Origin of the sequence: Limnofasciculus baicalensis BBK-W-15, from assembly GCF_024178385.1 — a bacterium.
Lineage (GTDB): Bacteria > Cyanobacteriota > Cyanobacteriia > Cyanobacteriales > Coleofasciculaceae > Limnofasciculus > Limnofasciculus baicalensis.
This window is the reverse complement of record NZ_JAMZMM010000005.1, coordinates 15,571-36,142: the sequence shown is the minus strand read 5'-3', so window position 1 is coordinate 36,142 and position 20,572 is coordinate 15,571. Positions and strand designations below refer to the sequence as shown.

Genomic DNA, 20,572 nt, shown 5'->3' with positions numbered 1-20,572 from the left:
CCCGCCTGCGCGGGTTATGAAACCCATTAATTGTTCATTAGTCCGCGCAGTAGGACTTGGTTTGTGTAGCCGCGATTTCCAATCGCCAAGGCTTGTTCAGACTGGCGGTTGAAACCGCGTCTAGACAGACAAAACCCGCCTGCGCGGGTTATGAAACCCATTAATTGTTCATTAGTCCGCGCAGTAGGAAGGGTAACAGGTTTTGAGGTAGCTATTGTTGATTTATGGTCGCCGGAATTTTAATATGGTTAATAGATAATAGTTAATGGCTAAAACCGCCAGAGAATACTATCTCTGTCTAATAGCTTAAGTCCGTTTTAACGGACTAAAATCGAGATACGGAGTCGGTTTTAACCGACTTTAGCTATTAGACAGTGGTTTTAACCACTGGCGGTTGTCCACAAAAGAACATAATCTCCATTCCCCATTCCCCATGATTAAAATACTTCACCTGTCAGACATTCATCTCGGTAGTGGCTTCTGTCACGGCAAAATTAACCCAGCCACTGGGGTAAACACACGATTAGAAGATTTTGTCAATACTTTATCAAAATCTATCGATCGCGCGATCGCGGAACCAGTAGATTTAGTTTTGTTTGGCGGCGATGCTTTTCCCGATGCCACACCTGCACCCTATATCCAAGAAGCATTTGCCACTCAATTTCGCCGCTTAGTAGATGCGAATATTCCCACAGTTTTGCTAGTAGGTAATCACGATCAACATTCCCAAGGTAATGGGGGAGCCAGTCTATGTATTTATCGTACATTAGGTGTACCAGGAATGATCGTCGGTGATAGTATTAAAACCCATCATATTCAGACACCCAATGGAGCGGTACAGGTAGTAACTTTACCCTGGCTAAATCGTTCTACTTTACTCACTCGTCCCCAAACAGAAGGATTAGCGCTTTCTGAGGTAAATGAATTAATGATTGAGCGCCTCGAACCCGCATTGGAAGGAGAAATTCGCCGTCTCGATCCCAATATACCAACAATAATGTTAGCTCATTTAATGGCAGATCGGGCTAATTTGGGAGCAGAACGTTTTCTCGCAGTAGGTAAAGGTTTTACAATTCCCCTCTCTATGTTAACCCGATCCGAGTTTGATTATGTAGCACTAGGACATGTCCACCGCCACCAAAATTTAAACCCGTCAAATAATCCACCAATTATTTATCCTGGCAGTATTGAAAGGGTAGATTTTAGTGAGGAAAAGGAAGAGAAAGGGTATATTTTTGTTCAGCTAGATAAAGGTCAAGTTGATTGGGAGTTTTGTCCATTGCCAGCCCGTACTTTCTGTACCATTGAGGTGAATATATCAGAGGAAGAAGATCCTCAATCAAAATTACTGAAAGCTATTGCCAAGAAAGATATTAAAGACGCAGTAGTTCGTCTAATTTATAAGTTAGGTTCCGAACAATTAGACTTAATCGATAATAGCGCGATTCGCCAAGCTTTAAGCGAAGCCCACACCTATACTATTCGCCCAGAATTTATCAGTCAGTTAGCTCATCCCCGCTTACCAGAATTAGGTGTAGGTAGCAGTATTAATCCCATCGATGCACTAAAAGCTTATTTGGAAAATAAGAAAGAATTAAAAGATATTGCTGCGGAGATGATGGAAGCCGCAGAATCCCTTTTGGAGGGATATGGAGACAAATGGTTAGATTTAGAGGAAAGTGAGGAGGTAGGGGGAGAGGTAAAGACTCAGTTACGTTTGGTGTAAGTAAGGAATTTGGGAAATATATCCGTTTGACTGTGCTGGAAATTGGCAAGATGCTTGGTTACTTAAGATTGGTGTCTTTGATAGAAAACCTGAATGATGTTAAGCCAGATATATTGGAGAGAGAGAGTTAAGACTTGCTTATGAGGAGTCTTATTTTCGCAAGACACAACTTTCTGCCTCAATTCAAAAGTGGGAGGAGAATAATCAACCTTATCAAATCCTGAAAGTAGTGTCTTGAAATTAGCGAATTTATAAAGAGTCCAGAGAAAATGAGATGATGCGATTTACCTCGACTCAAAACGACGCGGATCTATAGTTCCTCGCAAAGGTACCAGTCAATTTTTTTGAGGATTTTTTGGCTAGATTCCGAAATGTAAATTTTTGCTTAGTTTCCACGCCAGTAAATTCCCTTGGGTAGATGATATTATATCTTATCAAACTATCTCAAGCAATTGGACTTTTTATGTCCTTCTACCTTTCATTCAAGCGACTGTTACTGGGTAACGAGTTGCCCACTAGTGCCCATGCCGAAGAAAGATTAAGCAATCCTGCTGCATTGGCTGTGCTTTCCTCCGATGCCCTCTCCTCCGTTGCCTACGCCACAGAAGAAATTCTAATGGTACTAGTGCTAGCAGGTAGTGGCGCTCTCGGTTTATCTTTACCGATTGCCTTTGGGATTATTTTACTGTTGACGATTATTATCCTGTCTTATCGACAAACGATTAAAGCCTATCCACAAGGTGGTGGTTCTTATATCGTAGCGCGAGAAAACTTGGGACTTTATCCGGGATTGATTGCAGGCGCTTCCCTGATGATTGATTATATCCTGACAGTGACTGTGAGTATCTCAGCGGGAACTGCTGCCCTTACTTCTGCCATTCCACAACTGCAACATATATCAGTAGGGCTTTGCATAATTTTTGTCTTTTTAATTATGCTGGCAAATCTAAGAGGGGTGAAGGAATCAGGTCAAATTTTCATGATTCCCACTTATGGGTTTATTGGCTGTATCTTTGTCCTAATTTTCAGTGGTTTGTTTAAACAAATGAGTGGGCAAGTCCATACCAGTTATCCAGATATTGTCGAAACAAATCCCCTCACTCTATTCTTAATTCTCAAGGCATTTTCTCAAGGATGTACTGCATTGACTGGAGTGGAAGCGATATCTGATGGGGTGTTATCCTTTAAGCAGCCAGAGTGGAAAAATGCTCGCATCACCTTACTCTATATGGGTTTAGTTTTAGGTGCTATGTTTATTGGCATTACTTACTTGACCCAGATATATCATATTGTACCTGAAGAAGGACAAACAGTCGTTTCTCTATTAGCACGGCAAGTTTTAGGGAATGGTTTATTGTATTTTATCCTGCAAGTTGTCACCTTATTCGTTTTACTTTTAGCAGCCAATACCAGCTTTGCCGACTTTCCCCGACTTTGCTACTTTTTAGCCCGCGATGGCTTTTTGCCCCGACAATTAGCTTTATTGGGAGATCGCTTAGTCTATTCCAATGGGATTATATTCTTAAGCTGTGCTGCTGCTTTTCTCCTGATTGTCTTCAAAGGAAATACGAATGCAATTATTCCCCTCTACGCCGTAGGTGTCTTCACTTCATTTACCTTATCCCAAGCCGGGATGGTGGTACATTGGTTTAAAGAAAAAACGAGTGGTTGGAAAGCCAGCGCCGTGATGAATGGATTTGGTGCATTCGCGACACTCCTTGTACTGGGTGTAATTGTTTTAACCAAATTTATTCAGGGTGCTTGGTTAGTTGTGGTGGCAATTCCTTTAGTTGTTAGCTTCCTTTTAGCAGTTAATCGTCACTATAAATACCTTTCAGATCGTCTCAGTATTCAAGAAGTAGCACCTCGCAGCTATATTTTCAGAGAGAAAACTGAAGCAGTCAGTCATCCTGCTATAGTTGTAGTAGGTCAACTTCATCAAGGTACGTTACAAGCCCTCGATTATGCTCGCAGTATTGCTGATGAAATTGTTGCTATTCATGTGGATATTGGCACCACGGATCGAGAAAAACTGCAACAACGCTGGGATGAGTTAGCTGCCGATATTTCTTTGGTTATTTTAGACTCACCATATCGCTCGGTTGTATCGCCGATTGTTGAGTTTGTTAAATATTTTGAAGCCCGCTATCCTGATGCTTTGTCTACGGTAATTATTCCGGCATTTGTTACCCGCAATTGGTGGGAAAGTCTGTTGCATAACCAAACTAGTTTCTTCTTAAAATCTTCTTTACGCGCTAAGAAAAGTCGGGTGGTGACTACAGTGAGGTATTATTTGTAAATAAGGGATAGGGGACAGGAAGTGGAAGGGATGGGGAAGTATCGCAGTTGCCAATGCGCTTAGGAGAATTGGCTCAGAGCCAATGGTTAAAATTTACTAGCTGAGAATCTCCTAACCGCTGTGGCTGTTGCTATAACTTCTGAAGTTGGGAACTTTTATTATCGATCAGTTGGTAACCCAATTGATAAACTACCAGGTGCGGAAATAGGCTTGTTGTCATCAGTATCGGGAACTGTGGTAACTGGAAGTTGAATGAAAATTGTGTTTCCAGGATTATTCGGATCTATGACTTGTAATACACCGCTAACTTTATTTCCTTTGCTGCTAAATCCTGCATTGTAAGTGGCTGGAATGTTATTGAATTGTAGGGTTTGACCGTTAGTGAGAGTTACAGTACGAGAAACAGTTACAGTGCCTAAACGAGGATTGGCACCTGGGTTAGCATTTGTGAGAGTGATATCGGCAAATCCTCCAGCATCAACAAAATGGGTGTCGAGGAAATTATCGTCATCATCATCGCGACTTTCAACGGTAAGAGTTCCTTCGATATTTGTTAGTTCATTTGATAGGGGATCTGATCGAAATCCGGAGACTTTGGCGGGATCTGGAAAAGTATTGTCGATACCATTTACTGCTGAGTCAAGGAAGCTACCACCGCCAAATTTTCTTTCCTGTTCGATAAAAATTGGTCGCCCTTGTCGTCTGGGTTGTGGTGCGGTTTCTGTGGTTGATTGAGATGTGTTTTGAGTGATGGGATTATCTGATTGTTTCTCTTGAGCGTTTGCTACTAATAAAAGGGGTGGAGTTAACCAGAGACAAGTGGATGAGAATAGCAGCAACAATTTGGTGTAAAAATGTGGATTAGTTTTGGTTGAAATATTCATGATTTTCTCCTGTGTTGGCATTATGATATCTTGCACTAAGCCTTTCATCCGCCAGGGATTAAAATCCCTGTCTCATAGCTTAAGTCGGTTGAAACCGACTGAAAAGGCGATCTTTATCAACAAGAAATATTGCACTGGAATGTTTGGACAGAATCTAAAACCGAAATACGGTGCGGAGCGTACCAACAAAAATATCATTGTTATCCTCAATGTTACCAGGATTAGTTACCCAGAATAAACCTGGTGTAATAGAAATATTATCGCTAACTTTAAACTGATAGAAGGCTTCCACATGGAAGGAATTGGCATTTTCTCCTAAACCACTAGAACCGCTGAAATTGCCAACTTCAAGTAGTTTGGGAGGTTGCCCGAATAGGATGCCTAGTACATTTCCTTCTTTGAATAAATCGGGAAAACCTAAGCTAAATATATAGTTAGTACTGACAGCAAAAGCATCAGTTTGAGAGGCATAAGTTCCGACTAAACCACCCCAGGTGGAGAAGGTAACTTTTGGAGAAATTCGCCATTGAAGTGTGCCGCTGAGGGCGTAAATATTGGAACGTTGGTTAATAAATCCAGAGGCATCTGCGATCGCACTCCCGGTAAATGTGTTCAAACGTCCATCTGGTGAGTACCCATAGATGAAGCTAAGACCTGTCAATATATTATCAGTTGGTAAGAGGAGAAATTGCAAGCCCGCTGCATGAGCATTTTCACCCAAGATAGCACCATCTTCTGGATCGTCTCCACCTAATTTAGCAGTAGTTGAAAACTGATTACCTTCTAAGTCGTTAATACGCCTTTCTAGATCCTCAAATCTACCCTGTAAAGCGGTTAATTCAGTCTGAAATTCTTGTGTTAGCCGTTGCAGGGTTACTAGATCTTGTTGATTCGTTGAGTTAGCTGTACCCGATCCAAATTGTTTCTCAATTTGCTGGATACAAGCATTCAAACCCGCTGCAAATTCGTAGCGAGTCATGGCGCGATTGCCCCGAAAAGTGCCATCAGGATATCCTGCGATACAGCCATAACGTCTGACGGGGTGACAACTTTAGGAAATAACTGTTTTAGGAACAACATATCTACATTTTAATTCCTTACCCCTACAGCATTGGTAGATAAGAGATTAAATGTTGATTCTGTATACATCACGGTTATTCAGGTGAAACAAACTGAAGATAAGTACTAATGGGGATACCCCAACTAGAACTAACCATTTTTTCTAGCAATTCTGATCATGGTTGTGTACCATCTTCAAATCCATATATACCAAAGGCTGGCTCTCCATATTTCATGCGACCATTAATACCAACTAACAAACCTTTGGAATTAAAAATAGGACCACCACTCATACCCTCCACAATCTCATTTGTGTAGCCCAAGCGATATCCCAGTGCCATGGATTTTGGGGGCAACAGCGTTACCTCGCCTGAGGTTAACCGAAAATTCCGAACCCCTTGATCATTACAATCACCCCAGAACCAGAGAGATAACTACTGGCGATGCGAAACAAGTCTTTACACAAAGGCAGGAGAGGGGTGTGGGAAAAGGGGGAAATGGGCAGGATATCTGATTTTATCTGCCTTTTACCCATCTTCAGCCAGCAATAGTAGTTTGGTAAACTAGTATTATATAAAATAACAACAGATAAGCTTGAGTAAGTTCAATGACTTCTATTGAAATCAAGCTCCTAGAAACCGATGAAGGAAAAGTCCCGTTTGAGGAGTGGTACAATTCTCTTAAGGACAAAGTAACCAAGGTAAAAATTCGGCGGCGTTTGGATCGGATCGAACTTGGCAATTTTGGGGATACTGAATCCTTGGGAGAAGGAGTTTATGAACTACGGATTCATTTCGGTGCGGGGTATCGAATATATTTCACTCGTGTGGGAAACGTTATCGTTGTCCTTTTAGGAGGTGGGGACAAAAGTACACAGAAGCGGGATATCGCAAAAGCTAAAGAAATGTGGCAGAGGTACAAAAATGAAGCTGAAAGATATGTCCGAAAGCTTGGATTATGAATTAAAAGATCCAGAATATGCGGCTCTCTATTTAAACGATGCTCTCCATGAAGGATCTCCTGAAGAATTTCTCCTCGCCCTGAGAAATATCATGCAGGTGACTCAGGGAATGAGCCAGATTACCACTGAGACAGAGTTGGGTAGAGAAAACCTCTATAAAGCAGTTTTTGAATCGGGAAATCCCCACTTCGCCACGGTTTATAAAATTATCTCTACTCTCGGATTACAAATCTCAATTAAACCCTCTATTTCCGATGCCTACAAACTTGAGTAAATTCTATGACTACCCTAACAACTCTGACACGTAAAGACTTGGAGCAATTCCAAGCTAAACATCCTGATTATCCCATGGAATTAGTTAACGGAAATATTATAGTTATGAGTCCATCAGGTTATGAATCAGACGAAGTAGCAGCAGAAGTTACTAGAGTTATTGGCAACTGGGTGAAACCTCGTCGATTAGGAAGGGTAACAGGTTCCAGCGCTGGTTTCGATTTGCCCAATTCTGATCTCAGAGCGCCTGATGTTTCCTTCGTCTTAGCAGAGAGATTACCCCGCGCCCCTCGTTCTTTTGCTGAATTAGCCCCTGATTTAATGGTGGAAGTTAAATCCCCCAATGATAGCCTTAAATCTCTTAGAGAAAAGATCGAAAACTTCCTCTCCCAAGGGACAAAAGTTGGCATTTTGATTAACCCGGAAAAGCATAGAGTAGAAATTTATCGCTCTGGGGAAGAGGTTATTGTTTTGGGTGATGGGGATATCTTGACTATTCCCGATCTACTCCCAGGTTTTGAGGTAGCTATTGTTGATTTATGGTCGCCAGAATTTTAGGATGGTTAATAGATAATAGCTATTAGTATAAGTTCTTAAAATCTTCCTGACGTGCTAAGAAAAGTCGGGTAGTGACTACAGTGAGGTATTATTTGTAAATAGGGGATAGGGGAGAGGATGGGATGGGGAAGTATCGCAGTCGCCAATGCGCTGAGGAGAATTGGCTTCGAGCCAATTGTTAGAATTTACTAGCTGAGAATCTCCTAACCGCTGTGGCTGTTGCTATAAATAGTACTCTTTTCCATTCCGATAGTTGAGTAATAAAAATATAGGGGATGTGTCTTGTTATGAAGATGAAATTTATACCAATTACTTTGGTGGCTGCGTTGTTTCTACTTAGTGTAGATGGACATAAAAAGGTGACTGCTGGAAGTTGTGTTGCGGCTAGCAGTTGTGGGGCGCAACCTATCAAGTTTGTACCGGGGCAACGAATCACTGTAGAAGTCGTTAACCTCACCCAAAGTTTAGTTCAAATTCAACAGTTATATGGTACTGATCCTTTAGCAGTGATACCAGGGCAGGTACAATCTTTTGTGCGAGGAGGTAATACAAATCCCAACTTTTCGGTTGCATTTTGGGATATTCAAGGATTACCTTTAAAAGTAAATGTTCTGAAAACTGATAGTAGAACTTTACGAATTGAAATACTTCCCGGCGCTCGTATTCCAGGGGATCGTGCTGTTTATCTTCAAGATGATGGGAGGGTTAATATTATGTAAATTAGATGCCAGAGGTTAGAGCCTAATTGCTATAATTTAGATAAACAAGCTAATGCAACTTGTTTGATTTCCTGGTAATTAATTTTACCTTGACTATTACGAGGCAATACTTCAACAGGTATCCAATATTTAGGATGCTTGAATTTGCATAATTTATCAGTAATAGTCTCTTGCAATAAATCAGAAGAAACCTGGGGAGAATTAGGTGCATAAACTGCTGTAACCACCTCACCCCAATAACTATCGGCCAATCCAACTACACAAACATCTGTAACCAGTTGGCTGGCTAAAATTGCCGCTTCCACTTCCGCCGGAAAGACATTTTCTCCACCTGTAATAATTTTATGACTGCGACGACTAACTATAGTTAAATAACCTTCAGAATCAAAAAATCCTAAATCATCCGATTGTAAATTTGGGATTTGGAATGTGGGCTTAATATTGTTTTCGGTTATATGGGATTGGTGTGAGGAGAAATTATCCTTATCTTTCACCTCAACAGGATAGTAACCGACAGCCAAAGAATCTGCCTCGATAGTCACAATTCCTGTCTCATTTACTCCCAAAATTTCTCCTGTATTACTGCAAATTGTGACTTTAGCATGAGGCAGAATTTGTCCAGAGCTATTATTACCTGCCAGGAAAGCTTCGGGTTTAAGAGTAACAATTTGAGAAGCAGTTTCTGTCATCCCGTAAGTCGGGGCTAATCGGATGGAATAGCTTCTCGCTTCTTCTAGCAGAGACTCCCAAGGGGCTGCTCCTCCTAAAAGTACTGTTTGAAAGCGAGATAACCATTCAGCCGCACCAGCATTTAGTAATTTCTGCAACTGAGTGGGAACTAAAGAAATGAAAAATTCTGATGGATTGATATCTCTTCCTTCCCCAGCGATTAAGGCTTTAAATGGCAAAATCGCGAATCTTCCACCAGTAGTTAAAGAGCGGATAAATTGCATCAAACCGCTAACATGATGCAGTGGTAAAACACAAAAAGAATTAATGGGTTTGCAGTCAAAATATTGATGAAACCCACTTACCGATGCCATTAATGTATCCCAACTATGGATAGCAAAGCGAATCTTTCCCGAAGAGCCGCCTGTGGGAATCATGATTCTTGATTGTTGGTTGTTAGTTATTAGTTGTTGGTTATTAGTTATTGTATCTTCCCCAATCCCGTAACACAGGTTTCTCGCCTCTGTTATCCCTAAGTCAATTCCCTTTCCTAAAACTAAATTAGGTTTAACTAAATCAATAACTTCTTCCCATTCCCTTTCTACCCAATTGGAATTACCAAGGAAAACTGGACAATCAGCAGCAACTGCTGCGATAAAAGCAGCCAAAAAACGCCAAGGATCTGATTCCGCAAGGAGGATTTTTGGCGGTATTCCTTCTAGTGATAATTGGGTAAATTTTCCTAAAAATTCCTTGACAAGGTAGTTAAACTGGTTACTGTCATAACCAATCAGCCAATCTTCGCTAACACGCTGCTTTAGATAATTTAATGGTTCAAAAACGTTATATTCAAATTTCATTAATCATTAGCTTGTAAGCGTCACGAATGTTATCTTCTAACTCACTTAGAGTTTGCCCTTGACTGAATACACCAGGAATTCCTCTAAGACGACCAACAAACCAACCATTATCATACCAATACTCTAGTACAAGAGACTGTAACATCTTGGTTATCCCAAATCTATCTAAAATCTATACCATCATCATCTACAAACCAATGATTCACCCCAAAACCAACAGCGCGATGTGATAATTTCCCTGCCAACTGTAAAGCCATCTGTCTGGCAATCGAAGTTTCAAAAACCGAAGAAAATACCGGATCAATATTATACTCTTGACAGAACTGAAATAAGCGTTTGGGAGAACCTGCGATCGCGGCTTTTATGACAAAAATCCCTCGCCATCCTTTCTGATAACAATCCTCTAGCCGATCGATTGTCGCCACTGATTCATCTAAAGCGATTGCTGTATCATATTCCGTACACATTGTCAACATAGATTGAAATTTTTCTGGTGGTAGTGGTTGTTCGATAAATTCAACAATTCCAGCGCGATCGCAAATTTTCAACCAAGAATTTGCTTCTTCCCAAGTTAATCCTCCATTGGCATCCAAGCGTAATTTTACCGATTTTGGTAGCATTTTAATAAGCTGGTCAAATATTTTAATTTCCTCCTCAAAGCTACCCACACCAATTTTCCATTTAAAAGTACTATATCCCTCATCCCAAGCTGTTTGCCATGACTGTAAAGCTGTCTCTCCTGTTGGTAAAAGATAACTAAAGGTAAGAGGTGATTGGTTAGAGGTAAGAGGTGGATTGGAATTCGACTCCCTACTCCTGACGGGAGCATCCTGTTTTGGCAAAGATACTTGTTTGTCGCCAGAGTTTTCACCCCCCCAACCCCCCTTGTGAAAGGGGGGAGCAAGAATATCACCTGAGTTTTTGCCTTCTTGGGATGCTCCATTCTCCATTCCCCACCAAGCCGACTCAAATCCAAATTGACAAGCGGGTAGTTTAGCTGGGATAGAGAAAATATCAGTTGCGGTAATTTCTGACGGTAACTCCTGGCAAAAATCCAATGCTTCTACTAAGGTTTCCGAGCCAAACCAGGGAATTGGGGCAATTTCTCCTAAACCAACTTTTCCTGTTTCATCTGTCAGGTTTATGATAATTCCCTCCCGCACTTTCCATTCTCCGTGACTCGTTTTTAGAGGTTGTCGAAAACGCCGCTGGTAAGGACGAAATTGAAATTTAGAGGTTGTTTGTTGTTTGTTGTTTGTCATTTGTTGTTTGTTAGGACTTACGCAGCTACACCATATATAATTAGAATAGTCCTGCCTGAAGAAGCCTAACACACCCTAAATATAAAAGCTTTGCCTAAGTCCTATTATCGTAGAACAGGCATCTTGCCTGTTCAAACTATTGTGATTCGATCGATAACTAACAACTAATAACCAAAAACAAACCCCAATCCCAATAACAAACCACTCAAAAAATGAAGTTTCACAGCAATAAACTTACAACTTCTCACCATTGGTGGTTGATCGTGATATTGCCCAACGTACTGCACTAACTGAATCGCCAAAGGTAAACTGAGGAAAGTTAATAATGTCCAAATAGGAAAAATACCCAATAGGACAAATAAACCGATCAGAACATAAATACCACCAGAAAACCAGGCTAATACATTAGCCCCTACTTTTGTTCCCAGACGGACAATAGGCGATTTTTTACCCGCAGCAATATCATCTTCTACTTGGTGAAAATGGGAGCAAAATAAAATTATACTAGTGGTAATACCCACAATAACTGACGTTGCTAGATAGTTGAAAGACCAAGTTTGTGTCTGAGAATAATAAGCGGCAGCAACAGCCATGGGACCAAAAGTCACAAAACAAATAATCTCACCTAAACCCTGATAACCTAAGCGAAAGGGCGGTCCTTGATAGCTGTATCCAAGGGCACAGCAGAGTAGGACAAGTTGGATTACAGTCCAGTCTCGCTGCCACAATGCGATCGCAAATATCCCCAGAATCCCGCCTGCTAAAAATAAATTACTCAACCAGAAAATCAGGCTTCGATTCCCCGTTAAATTTACCACAGACTCGGCTTTATTCTTATCGATACCTGTATCTGAATCAAAAACATCATTACTGAGATTGAGCCAAGCAATAATTAAAATAGCTGAGATTAAGAATGTGGAAAATATGCCAATTTTAATTGTGCCAGTTTCGGTAAAAGCTACCACTGTTCCCAGCCAAATTGGGATGACAGCAACACTATACATCGGTGGCTTAATTGCTGCTAGCCACAGTTTTCTGTTAGATTCTTGAACCAAACTTGTAGTCATCAGGCAGAATTTATTTTAATAAGATTACCAGTCATATCCTCTCCGGCTAATTACCTAGGATACAGGTTTTGTGTTTAGTTAATAGCTAAGTGTTAGTGGCTGATATTCAAAATCCAATTAGCCATTAGCTTTTTATCCCAGCAAGAGGTTAGCCGGGAAACGAGGAGAGAGGCTAGGGCGTGTTTCCTTTCCCCTGTAGGGGCGAAGGATTTGGATGGAAAACCTTGGGTTTCACCGATAACTTATCGCCCAAATGCTACCCTTCGGGAACGCTACGTCAACGCCCCTACCTTCAAAGTCAGAAATTGAAGGCACACCCTAGCCCAGGATAGCGCCAGACGACCAAACTCTTGAATTAGCCCCCATCCCTCTTCTCTTCAAGTTGGGGGGCAACTAGCTGTAGGAATACTCCCATTGCTGAAAATACTTGCGATCGCTCAGGTTGTGATAGTTTCTTATGTACCATAAATAAGTTGACTCGTGCAAAACTGTTCATCTGTCCAGTCGGTAGGGTATTTATTTACCCAGCTTCCCATCTAAGCTGGGGATCGGTATAGTCTTAGAGGGGGGTATTAATCGACACCAGGGGTAAGCAGGGAGCAAAGATGTCCCTTTAGACATCCCACCATTAAAAATCAGACTTTAGGAACAAAACTTCAAAAAAGTTTACATCCCTGCTTCTATGACAGTCACCCCCTATCGCACCAATATCTTCCAGGATCGCCAAGAGTTGTCTCAACTTCTAATCAAGGGAAAACAGCAAGCCATTGCCAAAGATTGCCCACAAATTGTGAGTATATCTCAGGAAATCCCCCCGATCGATCCCCTAGTTGTTCTCCAAGCGATCGCAAAACCGCACCAACTGCAATTTTACTTTGAAAAAAGCGTATTAGATGCAGCAATTGTCGCCATCGACTCGGCAATTTCTTTTAAAACATTAGAAAAAAATCGGTTTAATAGATCCCAAGATTTCATCCATTCTGTCCTGGCAAATACTATTTGTTATGGACAGGTAAATCTCCCTTTTTCCGGTCCTCATTTCTTCTGTAGTTTTACGTTTTTTGAGGATAGACTACCTCTTGATGCGCCTTTCCCCTCTGCTACTATTTTTCTACCCCGATGGCAAATATCATCATATAAAAACCAATCTGTATTAGTTGCTAATATTGAAATAAACACCCAAGTAAACCTCGAATTGATCCTGAAAAACTTATGGCATGATTTCCAGCTAATTAACTTATCCCATCGCTGCTTCTCCAGGATCGATCGCATCGAACAAAAGAAACTGATCCAGCAAGAATTACAAAATCCAGAGCGTTTCAAATCATCTGTTTCATCTGCCTTAAAATTAATTAAAGAAAATCAATTAAGTAAAATAGTTCTTGCCAATGCCATTGATGTGATTTCTCCACATCCATTTAACTTAGTAAATTCTCTGGATAATTTACGCCAGCGTCATCCAGATTGCTATATCTTTTCCACTAGTAACGGCAAGGAACATAACTTTATTGGTGCTAGTCCCGAACGTTTAATTAGTATTCGTAACCATCAATTAGTAACCGATGCTTTAGCTGGCTCCGCACCACGAGGTAAAACAGTGGCTGAAGATGCTGATTTTGCCGATCGATTGCTCAATAGTGAAAAAGAGAGGAGGGAACATCAATTTGTACTTGATTTTATCACTCAACGCCTATCCCAATTAGGTTTAATCCCTCAACACCTATCAACTACCCAACTGCTAAAACTCTCCAACATTCAGCATTTATGGACACCGATTCAAGCGGAACTCCCGATTGGTGTTCATCCCCTAGAAATTGTAGAGAAATTGCATCCAACTCCAGCAGTTGCAGGTGTCCCCACCAAAATTGCTCAAGCACAAATTCGCCATTATGAAATTTGCGATCGCTCTCTTTACGCGGCTCCTATTGGCTGGGTAGACTATCAAGGAAATTGTGAATTTATTGTCGGGATTCGTTCCGCTTTAATTGAATGTCACAATCTCTCTCAAACTCGTACCAATGCCTATCGTGCCAGACTTTATGCTGGTGCTGGTATAGTCGCTGGTTCCGATCCTAATAAAGAATTGGCAGAAATTCAACTCAAACTTCAGGTATTGCTGAAAGCTTTGCTTTAGTTAATGGTTGTTGGTTGTTGGTTGTTGGTTATTAGTTGTTATAGCAGTCGCCAAGGCGGTTAAGAGCCTTAGATATTGAAGCCTTGATGCTTCAGGTAGCAAAACCACGCTATAACAGTCGTATTAGGCAGAATCAGGATTAAGTTATGCAGTTAACACAACGCCTATCCACCGTAGCCGCACAAGTATTTATAGACGCACTTCCTAATAATATCAAGGAAGCTCTCTTAACTTATTCGGCGGAAATTGAGTACCCGGTAGAAGTTGTTTTGGAGATGGCAATCGCATTTTTCCTCGATCTTGATTGTGCGGGATTTGCTGATTGCCGTACCGATACGCCCGGTGCCATGAGAGAACGAATTGCCATCTTGGAAGCCATAATCCGCCAAAATGGGATTACAGTTCCCAAGTTACCTGATTAATTCTCAATCCGTTATAGTTATAGCGTCAGTGACAGGCAAGATGCCTGTCCTACAAACAACTACGGACTAACTTTCCCTGTTACCTTAAGTTTACCATCTGGTTCTACTAGCCAGGTATCGTAGTCACCGATGACATCGCCATTTTCATCGATATCCACATTACCGCTAGTGCCTTGATAGTTAATGTCTTCGCCTTTACGCACCATTTCCATCCCTTTACAAAGATCGGTAACTTCTGTACCTGGTGCGGCAGAAACTTCGCGAACTTTGCTTTTAATTCCTTCACCAGTATTAGCCTTAGCCGCCTCCGCCGCTAACATTAATAATGCTGCGGCATCATAAGAGTGGGGCACATAAGCTGTGACTTCCTTTTTCGTTTTTTCAGTCCAGGTTTTAGTCAATGTTTCTAGTGACTTACCATTCGCACCAGGCACTGTACCAATTGCTCCTGCTAAGATATATTTTCCATCAGGAGTTTTACCCACTTGCGCGGGAAAATCTGGTGCGTAAACGCCATCAGTTAGCATAACTGTTACGCCTTGAGCTACACCTTGTTGATAGGCGGCTTTCAGTAGCAAAGATCCAGTTTCAGCATATAATACAGCAACTACTGCATCAGGTTTTCCGCCAAAAGCAGCGGCGGCTTCTGTATCTAAAGTTGTGGCTTTCGGATCGTAGCGAGTGGGTTTATCTTTGTTAACTACCGTACCACCCAATTTCTCAAAAGCGGTGACAAATTCTTTTTCAAAACCAATCCCGTAGTCATTATTAATTACTACAGTAGAAACCTTTTTAAATCCTTTCTCACTAGCTAATTTTGCTAGTGCCCTAGCTTGATAGGTATCGGGGGGCGCAGTGCGTGCCCAAAAACCGTTATATTCTTTAGCCTTTTGGGTAAAAACGGGGCTAGTGCTAGCCGGAGAAATCATCATTACTTTATTGCGCACTGCTATCGGTAATGCGGCGGTAGATACGCTACTAGCAAAAGAGCCAACTACGCCAGCAACTTTATCCACTTCTGCTAGTTTCGTCATCGCGGAACTTCCTGCTGTAGGATCAGTTTGATCGTCTTCTGCGACTAAGGTGACGGGTTTGCCATTCACGCCGCCACAGGCGTTTACTTCATCTACGGCTAACCTGACGGCAGGGGTAAAGTTTTGTCCAATGGAAGCTAAGTCACCTGTGGAGGGTGTGAGAGTGCCAAGTTTTAAGCCATCATCGCCGCTACTAGCAGCAGGAGTTGCCTCTCCTGTAGTGGGGCTTCCGCCTTGAGTAGAAGGGGTTTTTTCTTCACAAGCTGTTGTTAAGATGCTCGTGGTGAAGGTTGCGATCGCGAAAGCTATTCTAAAATATGGTTTCCGTCTCTTGACTGATGTGAGTTTCCTCATTTTAATATGCCACTCCTTGACTGTTAATACACCACTTGAAATTTGATTATCGTTGATTATGCCTTAAATTAGTCATAAATTAAATATTGTTATTTTGTTAATGGCTAATGGTTAATTGTCTCTGGCGATTAAATATTATAGTACTGACGCAGATACATTACATTGGGAATGGTGCGTTAGCAAAGCATAACGCACCCTACAGATAGAGGTTTTGCGTAACTCCTACATTCCCCATTGATAGCTAACGTTGAGCTAATTGAGGGGAACGTCCCCTTAAGCCTGTCATTAATTGCAAGGCATAAATTTTCAGGGGAGGAATTCGCCGCAATATTAATAACCCCAACCGACGAATTGCGACTACTGGTAACCAGTTATTAGAAAACATTCGATCCAGTAAATCGGTAAATCCCAAAATAATTAAATTTTCTTTTTTGCGCCAGGTTTCATAACGTTTTAGCACGGAAATTGCGCCAATATCTTCTCCTTTTTGATGAGCTTTTTGCAGTACTTGGGCAAGGGCAGCCGCATCCCTGATACCCAAATTCAATCCTTGTCCACCGACGGGATGGCAACAGTGGGCGGCATCTCCAACTAAGGCGAGACGGTGAGAAATGTAGCGATTGCTTTGCATGAGTTGTACGGGGAAAATAAGGCGATCGCCTTCTAATTCTAAATGCCCTAAAAGTCCGCCTGTTCGGTATTCTAGTAATGTGATAAACTCTTTTTCATCTAATTCTTTTAAGGCTTTTGCTTCGGCGTGGGGTGCTGTCCATACTACCTGACACTTATTTTCTGATAAAGGTAGCACACCCATTGGACCACTAGGCCAAAAGCGTTCAAAAGCTGTATTATTATGGGGTTTTTCGGTTTTAATTCTGGCAGTTATGCAGGATTGCCAATATTTCCAGCCTTTAGTGCCAATTCCTGCGGCGGTACGAATTTGCGATCGCGCTCCATCTGCTGCTACTACTAATCTGGTTTGAATTTGACTCTTTTCTCCTCCTATATTTAGGGTAATTTTTGCTCCAGATGACTGATAATCTACATTGACTACTTGTGCGGGACAAATCCAGGTAATATGAGGAGAATCTGCTAAGAATTCGTATAGTGTAGTCAGTATGGGATGGTGTTTTCCCACATAGCCTAAATCTTCTCTCCCTAAATCATTGGGGTGGAATTCTACGATACCGGGATAATCAGCATCGGAGAGGCAAATATGTTGATAAGTTGCAATTTGAGGCTGGATTTTCTCCCAAACCCCAATGGATTGAAAAATCTGCCCTGACATAATTGACAGGGCGTAAGCTTGCCTCCTTGCCACTGCGATAGACTGAGGTTGTGCTTCGATTAATACTATTCTCAGCCCGGAATCTTTTAAAGCAGAGGCGAGAGTTGCACCGACAATCCCGCCGCCGACAATGGCTATGTCGCAATCAAGGCTTGGGTGAGAGGTTGGGGGAGTTTTCGTTATTTGTGCGATCGCCATTTTTGTTGATGATTTATCAAAACTGATCTGAATATTTACACTTCTTGATTATGACGCAGATTGGGAGCCGAGTGCAAACTCACAGCGGGAGCATCCCGAGCAAGGAAGAAATGTAGGTTGTATTCTTGCTCCCCCCTTTGACAAGGGGGGCTGGGGGGGTAAAAACTTTGTCAAAAAACGAGTATCTTTGTCAAAGTGGGATGCTCCCCTCACAGCTTTCATCATTTTCAATGGTATGCCAGAAACCCGGTTTCTAGGTATTGTTTAAGGAAACCGGGTTTCTAGGAATATCAGATTTAATACCAGCCTAAAGCATTGGCGATCGTGTTAGGTAATTGTAATGGATCAAATGGTTTCTCAATGATCGCTTTTACCCCATTGCTCAACTGCTTTGCCTCTAGAGACATCGCCTTGGCTGTTATTAACAAGACGGGAATAGATTGGGTAGCAGTATCTCCCTGTAGTCTTGCTAAGGTTTGAGTGCCATCTAAATCAGGCATCATCATGTCTAATATAATAGCATCAGGATGGTCAGATTGGGCTATAGCTATCCCTTCATAACCGGAATTTGCTGTTAATACTGTCCAGCCCGCTATCATTTCTAAGATCATCTTAGTTACTTCTCGAATACGGTATTCATCATCGATAATTAGAATGGTTTTTATGTTAGTCATTGGTTGTTATTTATCGGTTGTTGTTTGTTGGTTGTTGATTATTGGTTGTTGGCTATAAAACCGACAAATAATCAATAAGCAATAACAAGTGGCTCAGAGCCACTTGCCTACAACCAACACCCTATTCCATAATTCCCACTCCCTACTTTTTATTTCCTAACGGCAGAGTAAAACAAAATGTACTGCCCATTCCGAGAGTACTTTCAACCCAAATATGTCCCTGATGTTGTTCGACGATGCTACGACAGATGGCTAAACCCAATCCCGTACCTTTACGGGAACGAGAGTCGGATACATCAACTTGTTCAAATGGTGCAAATATACTTTCTATTTTATCAGAAGGAATTCCCCTTCCTCGATCTTTAAGTTTAAATAAGATCTGATTCTCCTGTTGTTGGGCACTGAGGCAGATGGTAGTTTGTGGCGGGGAAAACTTAATCGCATTTTCCAGTAAGTTTGTCAAAACTTGGAGGATGCGATCGCCATCCGCCCATATAGTGCCTGTAATCGTTGTCACAGATAGATTAATTCCAGTTTTCTCAGCTATTGGCCCAATCAAAGTTATCGCTCTATCAACCAAGTCAGTAATTTCACAATTTCTAGATTTTATCGCATTTTTACTAAATTTCAAACTCTGTAGATCCAGGAGATTTTTCACCATACGCATTAACCTTTCTGTGTCTAATAATGCGAAATCCAATAATTTTTGACCTTGTTCAGTTAGTGCGCCGAGTTGCCCAGTTCCCAATAATCCTAATGCACCCATTAGGGATGTCAGAGGAGTCCGAAGTTCATGACTAGTAATTGCCAGAAACTCATCTTTCATGTGTTCCGCTTTTTTGCGATCTGTGATGTCAACATAAGCGATCGCTACCCCATAATTACTCAATGGAATGGGCGCAGCGCTTATACTTACCCAAGTACTTTCTCCATTGGAATTAACAATCAACGTTTCTTGCTCTTTAATGGTTCTCTTCTCTCTTAATGCTCTCACACAAGTCAATTCTGACGATTCCATTATCTTGCCATTTTTACCAATGAATTGCAATCCTTTTTCCTCATATTCATAGTTGATTTTACTATTACCGGATAGCCCTAATATCTGTTTTGAAGCCAGGTTTGCTTCAATAATATCTCCTAGGTTGTCGGTAATACAAACACCAATAGGCAAGATCTCAAAAAGAGTTTTATATTTCTCTTGGCTTGTTCTGAGTTCCACTTCAATTCTCTTCCGTTCAGTGATATCACGAGCAATCCCCACCGTACCAATTACTTTTCCTTGACTGTCATAAATGGGATTTTTAATAGATTCAAACCATCTAATATTATTTTTTGAATCTACTATTTTAGTCTCAAAAGATTTTTGCTCACGAGATCTCATCACATCAAGAGTATCATTTCTAAATTTTTCGGCGAGATGGGGATGACATATTTTAAAATCATTTTTACCCACTACGTCTTCTGGTTTAACTCCAAAAACTCTGCCTAATTCTTCGTTGACTGCGATATATCGTTGATCTTTATCTTTGATCCATGCAATATCAGGAATATTATTAAGAAATGCCTTGAGTTTCCGTTCGCTGGTTTGTAGTGCTTCTTCTGTTTGTTTGCGAGCGGTGATATCTTCAACCACTGCGATCAAATGATTAATTTCTCCAGACGGCTCCGGCAACGGTGACACAGTTAAATTAGTCCAGACAATGTTACCTTGTTTGTGGATAAAGCGTTTTTCAAAAGAACATGACCATCCCTTACCAGAGCAGATATATTCCAAATTGTCTAAAGTCAGTTGTATATCATCTGGATGAGTTAGATCCAGACAACTATGTCCTTCCAATTCTGACCAACTATAGCCCAAAATATTACAAAACTTTTGATTAACTTCAATAAACTTACCATTGGGATCGAAAATATCAATGCCAATCGCTGCTCCTTCAAAAATAGCTCGAAACGGTTGGTCACTTTTTCGGAGTCTTTCGTTAGCTTGTTCTAATTCAGCAATTTGTTGCTGAACTTTTAGTTCTAAACCTCCTTGGAGAGCCGTTTCAGCTTGCTTCCGAAAGCTAAGATCGCCGTTAGGATCGCTAATGTCAACGCCAGAGTTAATATAATCCGTACAACTGTCCATAGA

At 41.2% G+C, this 20,572-nt stretch carries 17 protein-coding genes and 2 pseudogenes; 8 read left to right on the top strand and 11 right to left on the bottom strand.

The window, feature by feature from the left end:
* Nucleotides 1–433 precede the first annotated feature (433 nt).
* Nucleotides 434–1,726 (top strand): exonuclease subunit SbcD, encoded by a 1,293-nt coding sequence (gene sbcD, locus NJ959_RS01075; RefSeq protein ID WP_254009897.1) that lies wholly within the window; start codon nucleotides 434–436, stop codon nucleotides 1,724–1,726.
* A gap of 463 nt (nucleotides 1,727–2,189) precedes the next feature.
* The gene (locus tag NJ959_RS01070; protein WP_254009887.1) at nucleotides 2,190–4,025 is read left to right on the top strand and encodes an APC family permease; all 1,836 of its coding nucleotides are present in this window, start codon (nucleotides 2,190–2,192) and stop codon (nucleotides 4,023–4,025) included.
* A gap of 158 nt (nucleotides 4,026–4,183) precedes the next feature.
* Here the strand turns inward: NJ959_RS01070 and NJ959_RS01065 are convergent, their stop codons facing one another.
* The 3 genes and pseudogenes from NJ959_RS01065 to NJ959_RS01055 form a co-directional block, all read right to left on the bottom strand.
* Complete coding sequence (locus tag NJ959_RS01065) at nucleotides 4,184–4,909, bottom strand: hypothetical protein (protein WP_254009886.1); 726 nt, start codon at nucleotides 4,907–4,909, stop codon at nucleotides 4,184–4,186.
* Nucleotides 4,910–5,063: 154 nt separating this feature from the next.
* Nucleotides 5,064–5,936: pseudogene (locus NJ959_RS01060) on the bottom strand (iron uptake porin); the annotation flags it as partial.
* Nucleotides 5,937–6,144: 208 nt separating this feature from the next.
* Nucleotides 6,145–6,345: pseudogene (locus NJ959_RS01055) on the bottom strand (serine protease); the annotation flags it as partial.
* 230 nt (nucleotides 6,346–6,575) lie between these two features.
* Between NJ959_RS01055 and NJ959_RS01050 the strand changes: the two are divergent.
* The 4 genes from NJ959_RS01050 (at nucleotide 6,576) to NJ959_RS01035 (ending at nucleotide 8,479) form a co-directional block, all read left to right on the top strand.
* On the top strand, nucleotides 6,576–6,929 hold the full coding sequence (locus tag NJ959_RS01050; RefSeq protein WP_254009883.1) for a type II toxin-antitoxin system RelE/ParE family toxin: 354 nt from the start codon (nucleotides 6,576–6,578) through the stop codon (nucleotides 6,927–6,929).
* On the top strand, nucleotides 6,907–7,203 hold the full coding sequence (locus NJ959_RS01045; RefSeq protein ID WP_254009882.1) for an addiction module antidote protein: 297 nt from the start codon (nucleotides 6,907–6,909) through the stop codon (nucleotides 7,201–7,203). Before NJ959_RS01050 ends, NJ959_RS01045 begins: the two co-directional genes overlap by 23 nt.
* A gap of 5 nt (nucleotides 7,204–7,208) precedes the next feature.
* Complete coding sequence (locus NJ959_RS01040; protein WP_254009881.1) at nucleotides 7,209–7,760, top strand: Uma2 family endonuclease; 552 nt, start codon at nucleotides 7,209–7,211, stop codon at nucleotides 7,758–7,760.
* A 287-nt stretch (nucleotides 7,761–8,047) separates the two neighbouring features.
* Nucleotides 8,048–8,479: a hypothetical protein gene (locus tag NJ959_RS01035; RefSeq protein WP_254009880.1), complete on the top strand. Its 432-nt coding sequence runs from the start codon at nucleotides 8,048–8,050 to the stop codon at nucleotides 8,477–8,479.
* A gap of 29 nt (nucleotides 8,480–8,508) precedes the next feature.
* On the opposite strand, the gene NJ959_RS01030 is transcribed toward NJ959_RS01035, so the two are convergent.
* The 4 genes from NJ959_RS01030 to menA all read right to left on the bottom strand — a co-directional run bounded on the left by NJ959_RS01030 (nucleotide 8,509) and on the right by menA (nucleotide 12,337).
* Nucleotides 8,509–10,008: a 2-succinylbenzoate--CoA ligase gene (locus tag NJ959_RS01030; protein ID WP_254009879.1), complete on the bottom strand. Its 1,500-nt coding sequence runs from the start codon at nucleotides 10,006–10,008 to the stop codon at nucleotides 8,509–8,511.
* Nucleotides 9,998–10,153, bottom strand: a complete 156-nt coding sequence (locus NJ959_RS01025) for a type II toxin-antitoxin system HicB family antitoxin (protein WP_254009878.1) — start codon at nucleotides 10,151–10,153, stop codon at nucleotides 9,998–10,000. The genes NJ959_RS01030 and NJ959_RS01025 overlap by 11 nt, the downstream gene beginning before the upstream one ends.
* Nucleotides 10,154–10,169: 16 nt before the next feature.
* Nucleotides 10,170–11,270 carry an o-succinylbenzoate synthase gene (locus NJ959_RS01020; RefSeq protein WP_254009877.1) on the bottom strand — a complete coding sequence of 367 codons (1,101 nt, stop codon included), beginning with the start codon at nucleotides 11,268–11,270 and terminating at the stop codon, nucleotides 10,170–10,172.
* Nucleotides 11,271–11,434: 164 nt separating this feature from the next.
* Nucleotides 11,435–12,337, bottom strand: coding sequence for a 2-carboxy-1,4-naphthoquinone phytyltransferase (gene menA / locus NJ959_RS01015; RefSeq protein WP_254009876.1), 903 nt, complete (start codon nucleotides 12,335–12,337; stop codon nucleotides 11,435–11,437).
* A 682-nt stretch (nucleotides 12,338–13,019) separates the two neighbouring features.
* On the opposite strand from menA, the gene NJ959_RS01010 reads away from it, so the two are divergent.
* Nucleotides 13,020–14,471, top strand: coding sequence for an isochorismate synthase (locus NJ959_RS01010; protein ID WP_254009875.1), 1,452 nt, complete (start codon nucleotides 13,020–13,022; stop codon nucleotides 14,469–14,471).
* Nucleotides 14,472–14,617: 146 nt separating this feature from the next.
* The gene (locus NJ959_RS01005) at nucleotides 14,618–14,893 is read left to right on the top strand and encodes a hypothetical protein (protein WP_254009874.1); all 276 of its coding nucleotides are present in this window, start codon (nucleotides 14,618–14,620) and stop codon (nucleotides 14,891–14,893) included.
* A 59-nt stretch (nucleotides 14,894–14,952) separates the two neighbouring features.
* Here the strand turns inward: NJ959_RS01005 and NJ959_RS01000 are convergent, their stop codons facing one another.
* The 4 genes from NJ959_RS01000 to NJ959_RS00985 all read right to left on the bottom strand — a co-directional run bounded on the left by NJ959_RS01000 (nucleotide 14,953) and on the right by NJ959_RS00985 (nucleotide 20,569).
* Complete coding sequence (locus NJ959_RS01000) at nucleotides 14,953–16,281, bottom strand: ABC transporter substrate-binding protein (protein WP_254009873.1); 1,329 nt, start codon at nucleotides 16,279–16,281, stop codon at nucleotides 14,953–14,955.
* A 241-nt stretch (nucleotides 16,282–16,522) separates the two neighbouring features.
* Nucleotides 16,523–17,767, bottom strand: coding sequence for an FAD-dependent hydroxylase (locus tag NJ959_RS00995; RefSeq protein ID WP_254009872.1), 1,245 nt, complete (start codon nucleotides 17,765–17,767; stop codon nucleotides 16,523–16,525).
* Between the two features lie 296 nt (nucleotides 17,768–18,063).
* Nucleotides 18,064–18,441, bottom strand: a complete 378-nt coding sequence (locus tag NJ959_RS00990; protein ID WP_254009871.1) for a response regulator — start codon at nucleotides 18,439–18,441, stop codon at nucleotides 18,064–18,066.
* A gap of 142 nt (nucleotides 18,442–18,583) precedes the next feature.
* On the bottom strand, nucleotides 18,584–20,569 hold the full coding sequence (locus tag NJ959_RS00985) for a PAS domain S-box protein (protein ID WP_254009870.1): 1,986 nt from the start codon (nucleotides 20,567–20,569) through the stop codon (nucleotides 18,584–18,586).
* Nucleotides 20,570–20,572 lie beyond the last annotated feature (3 nt).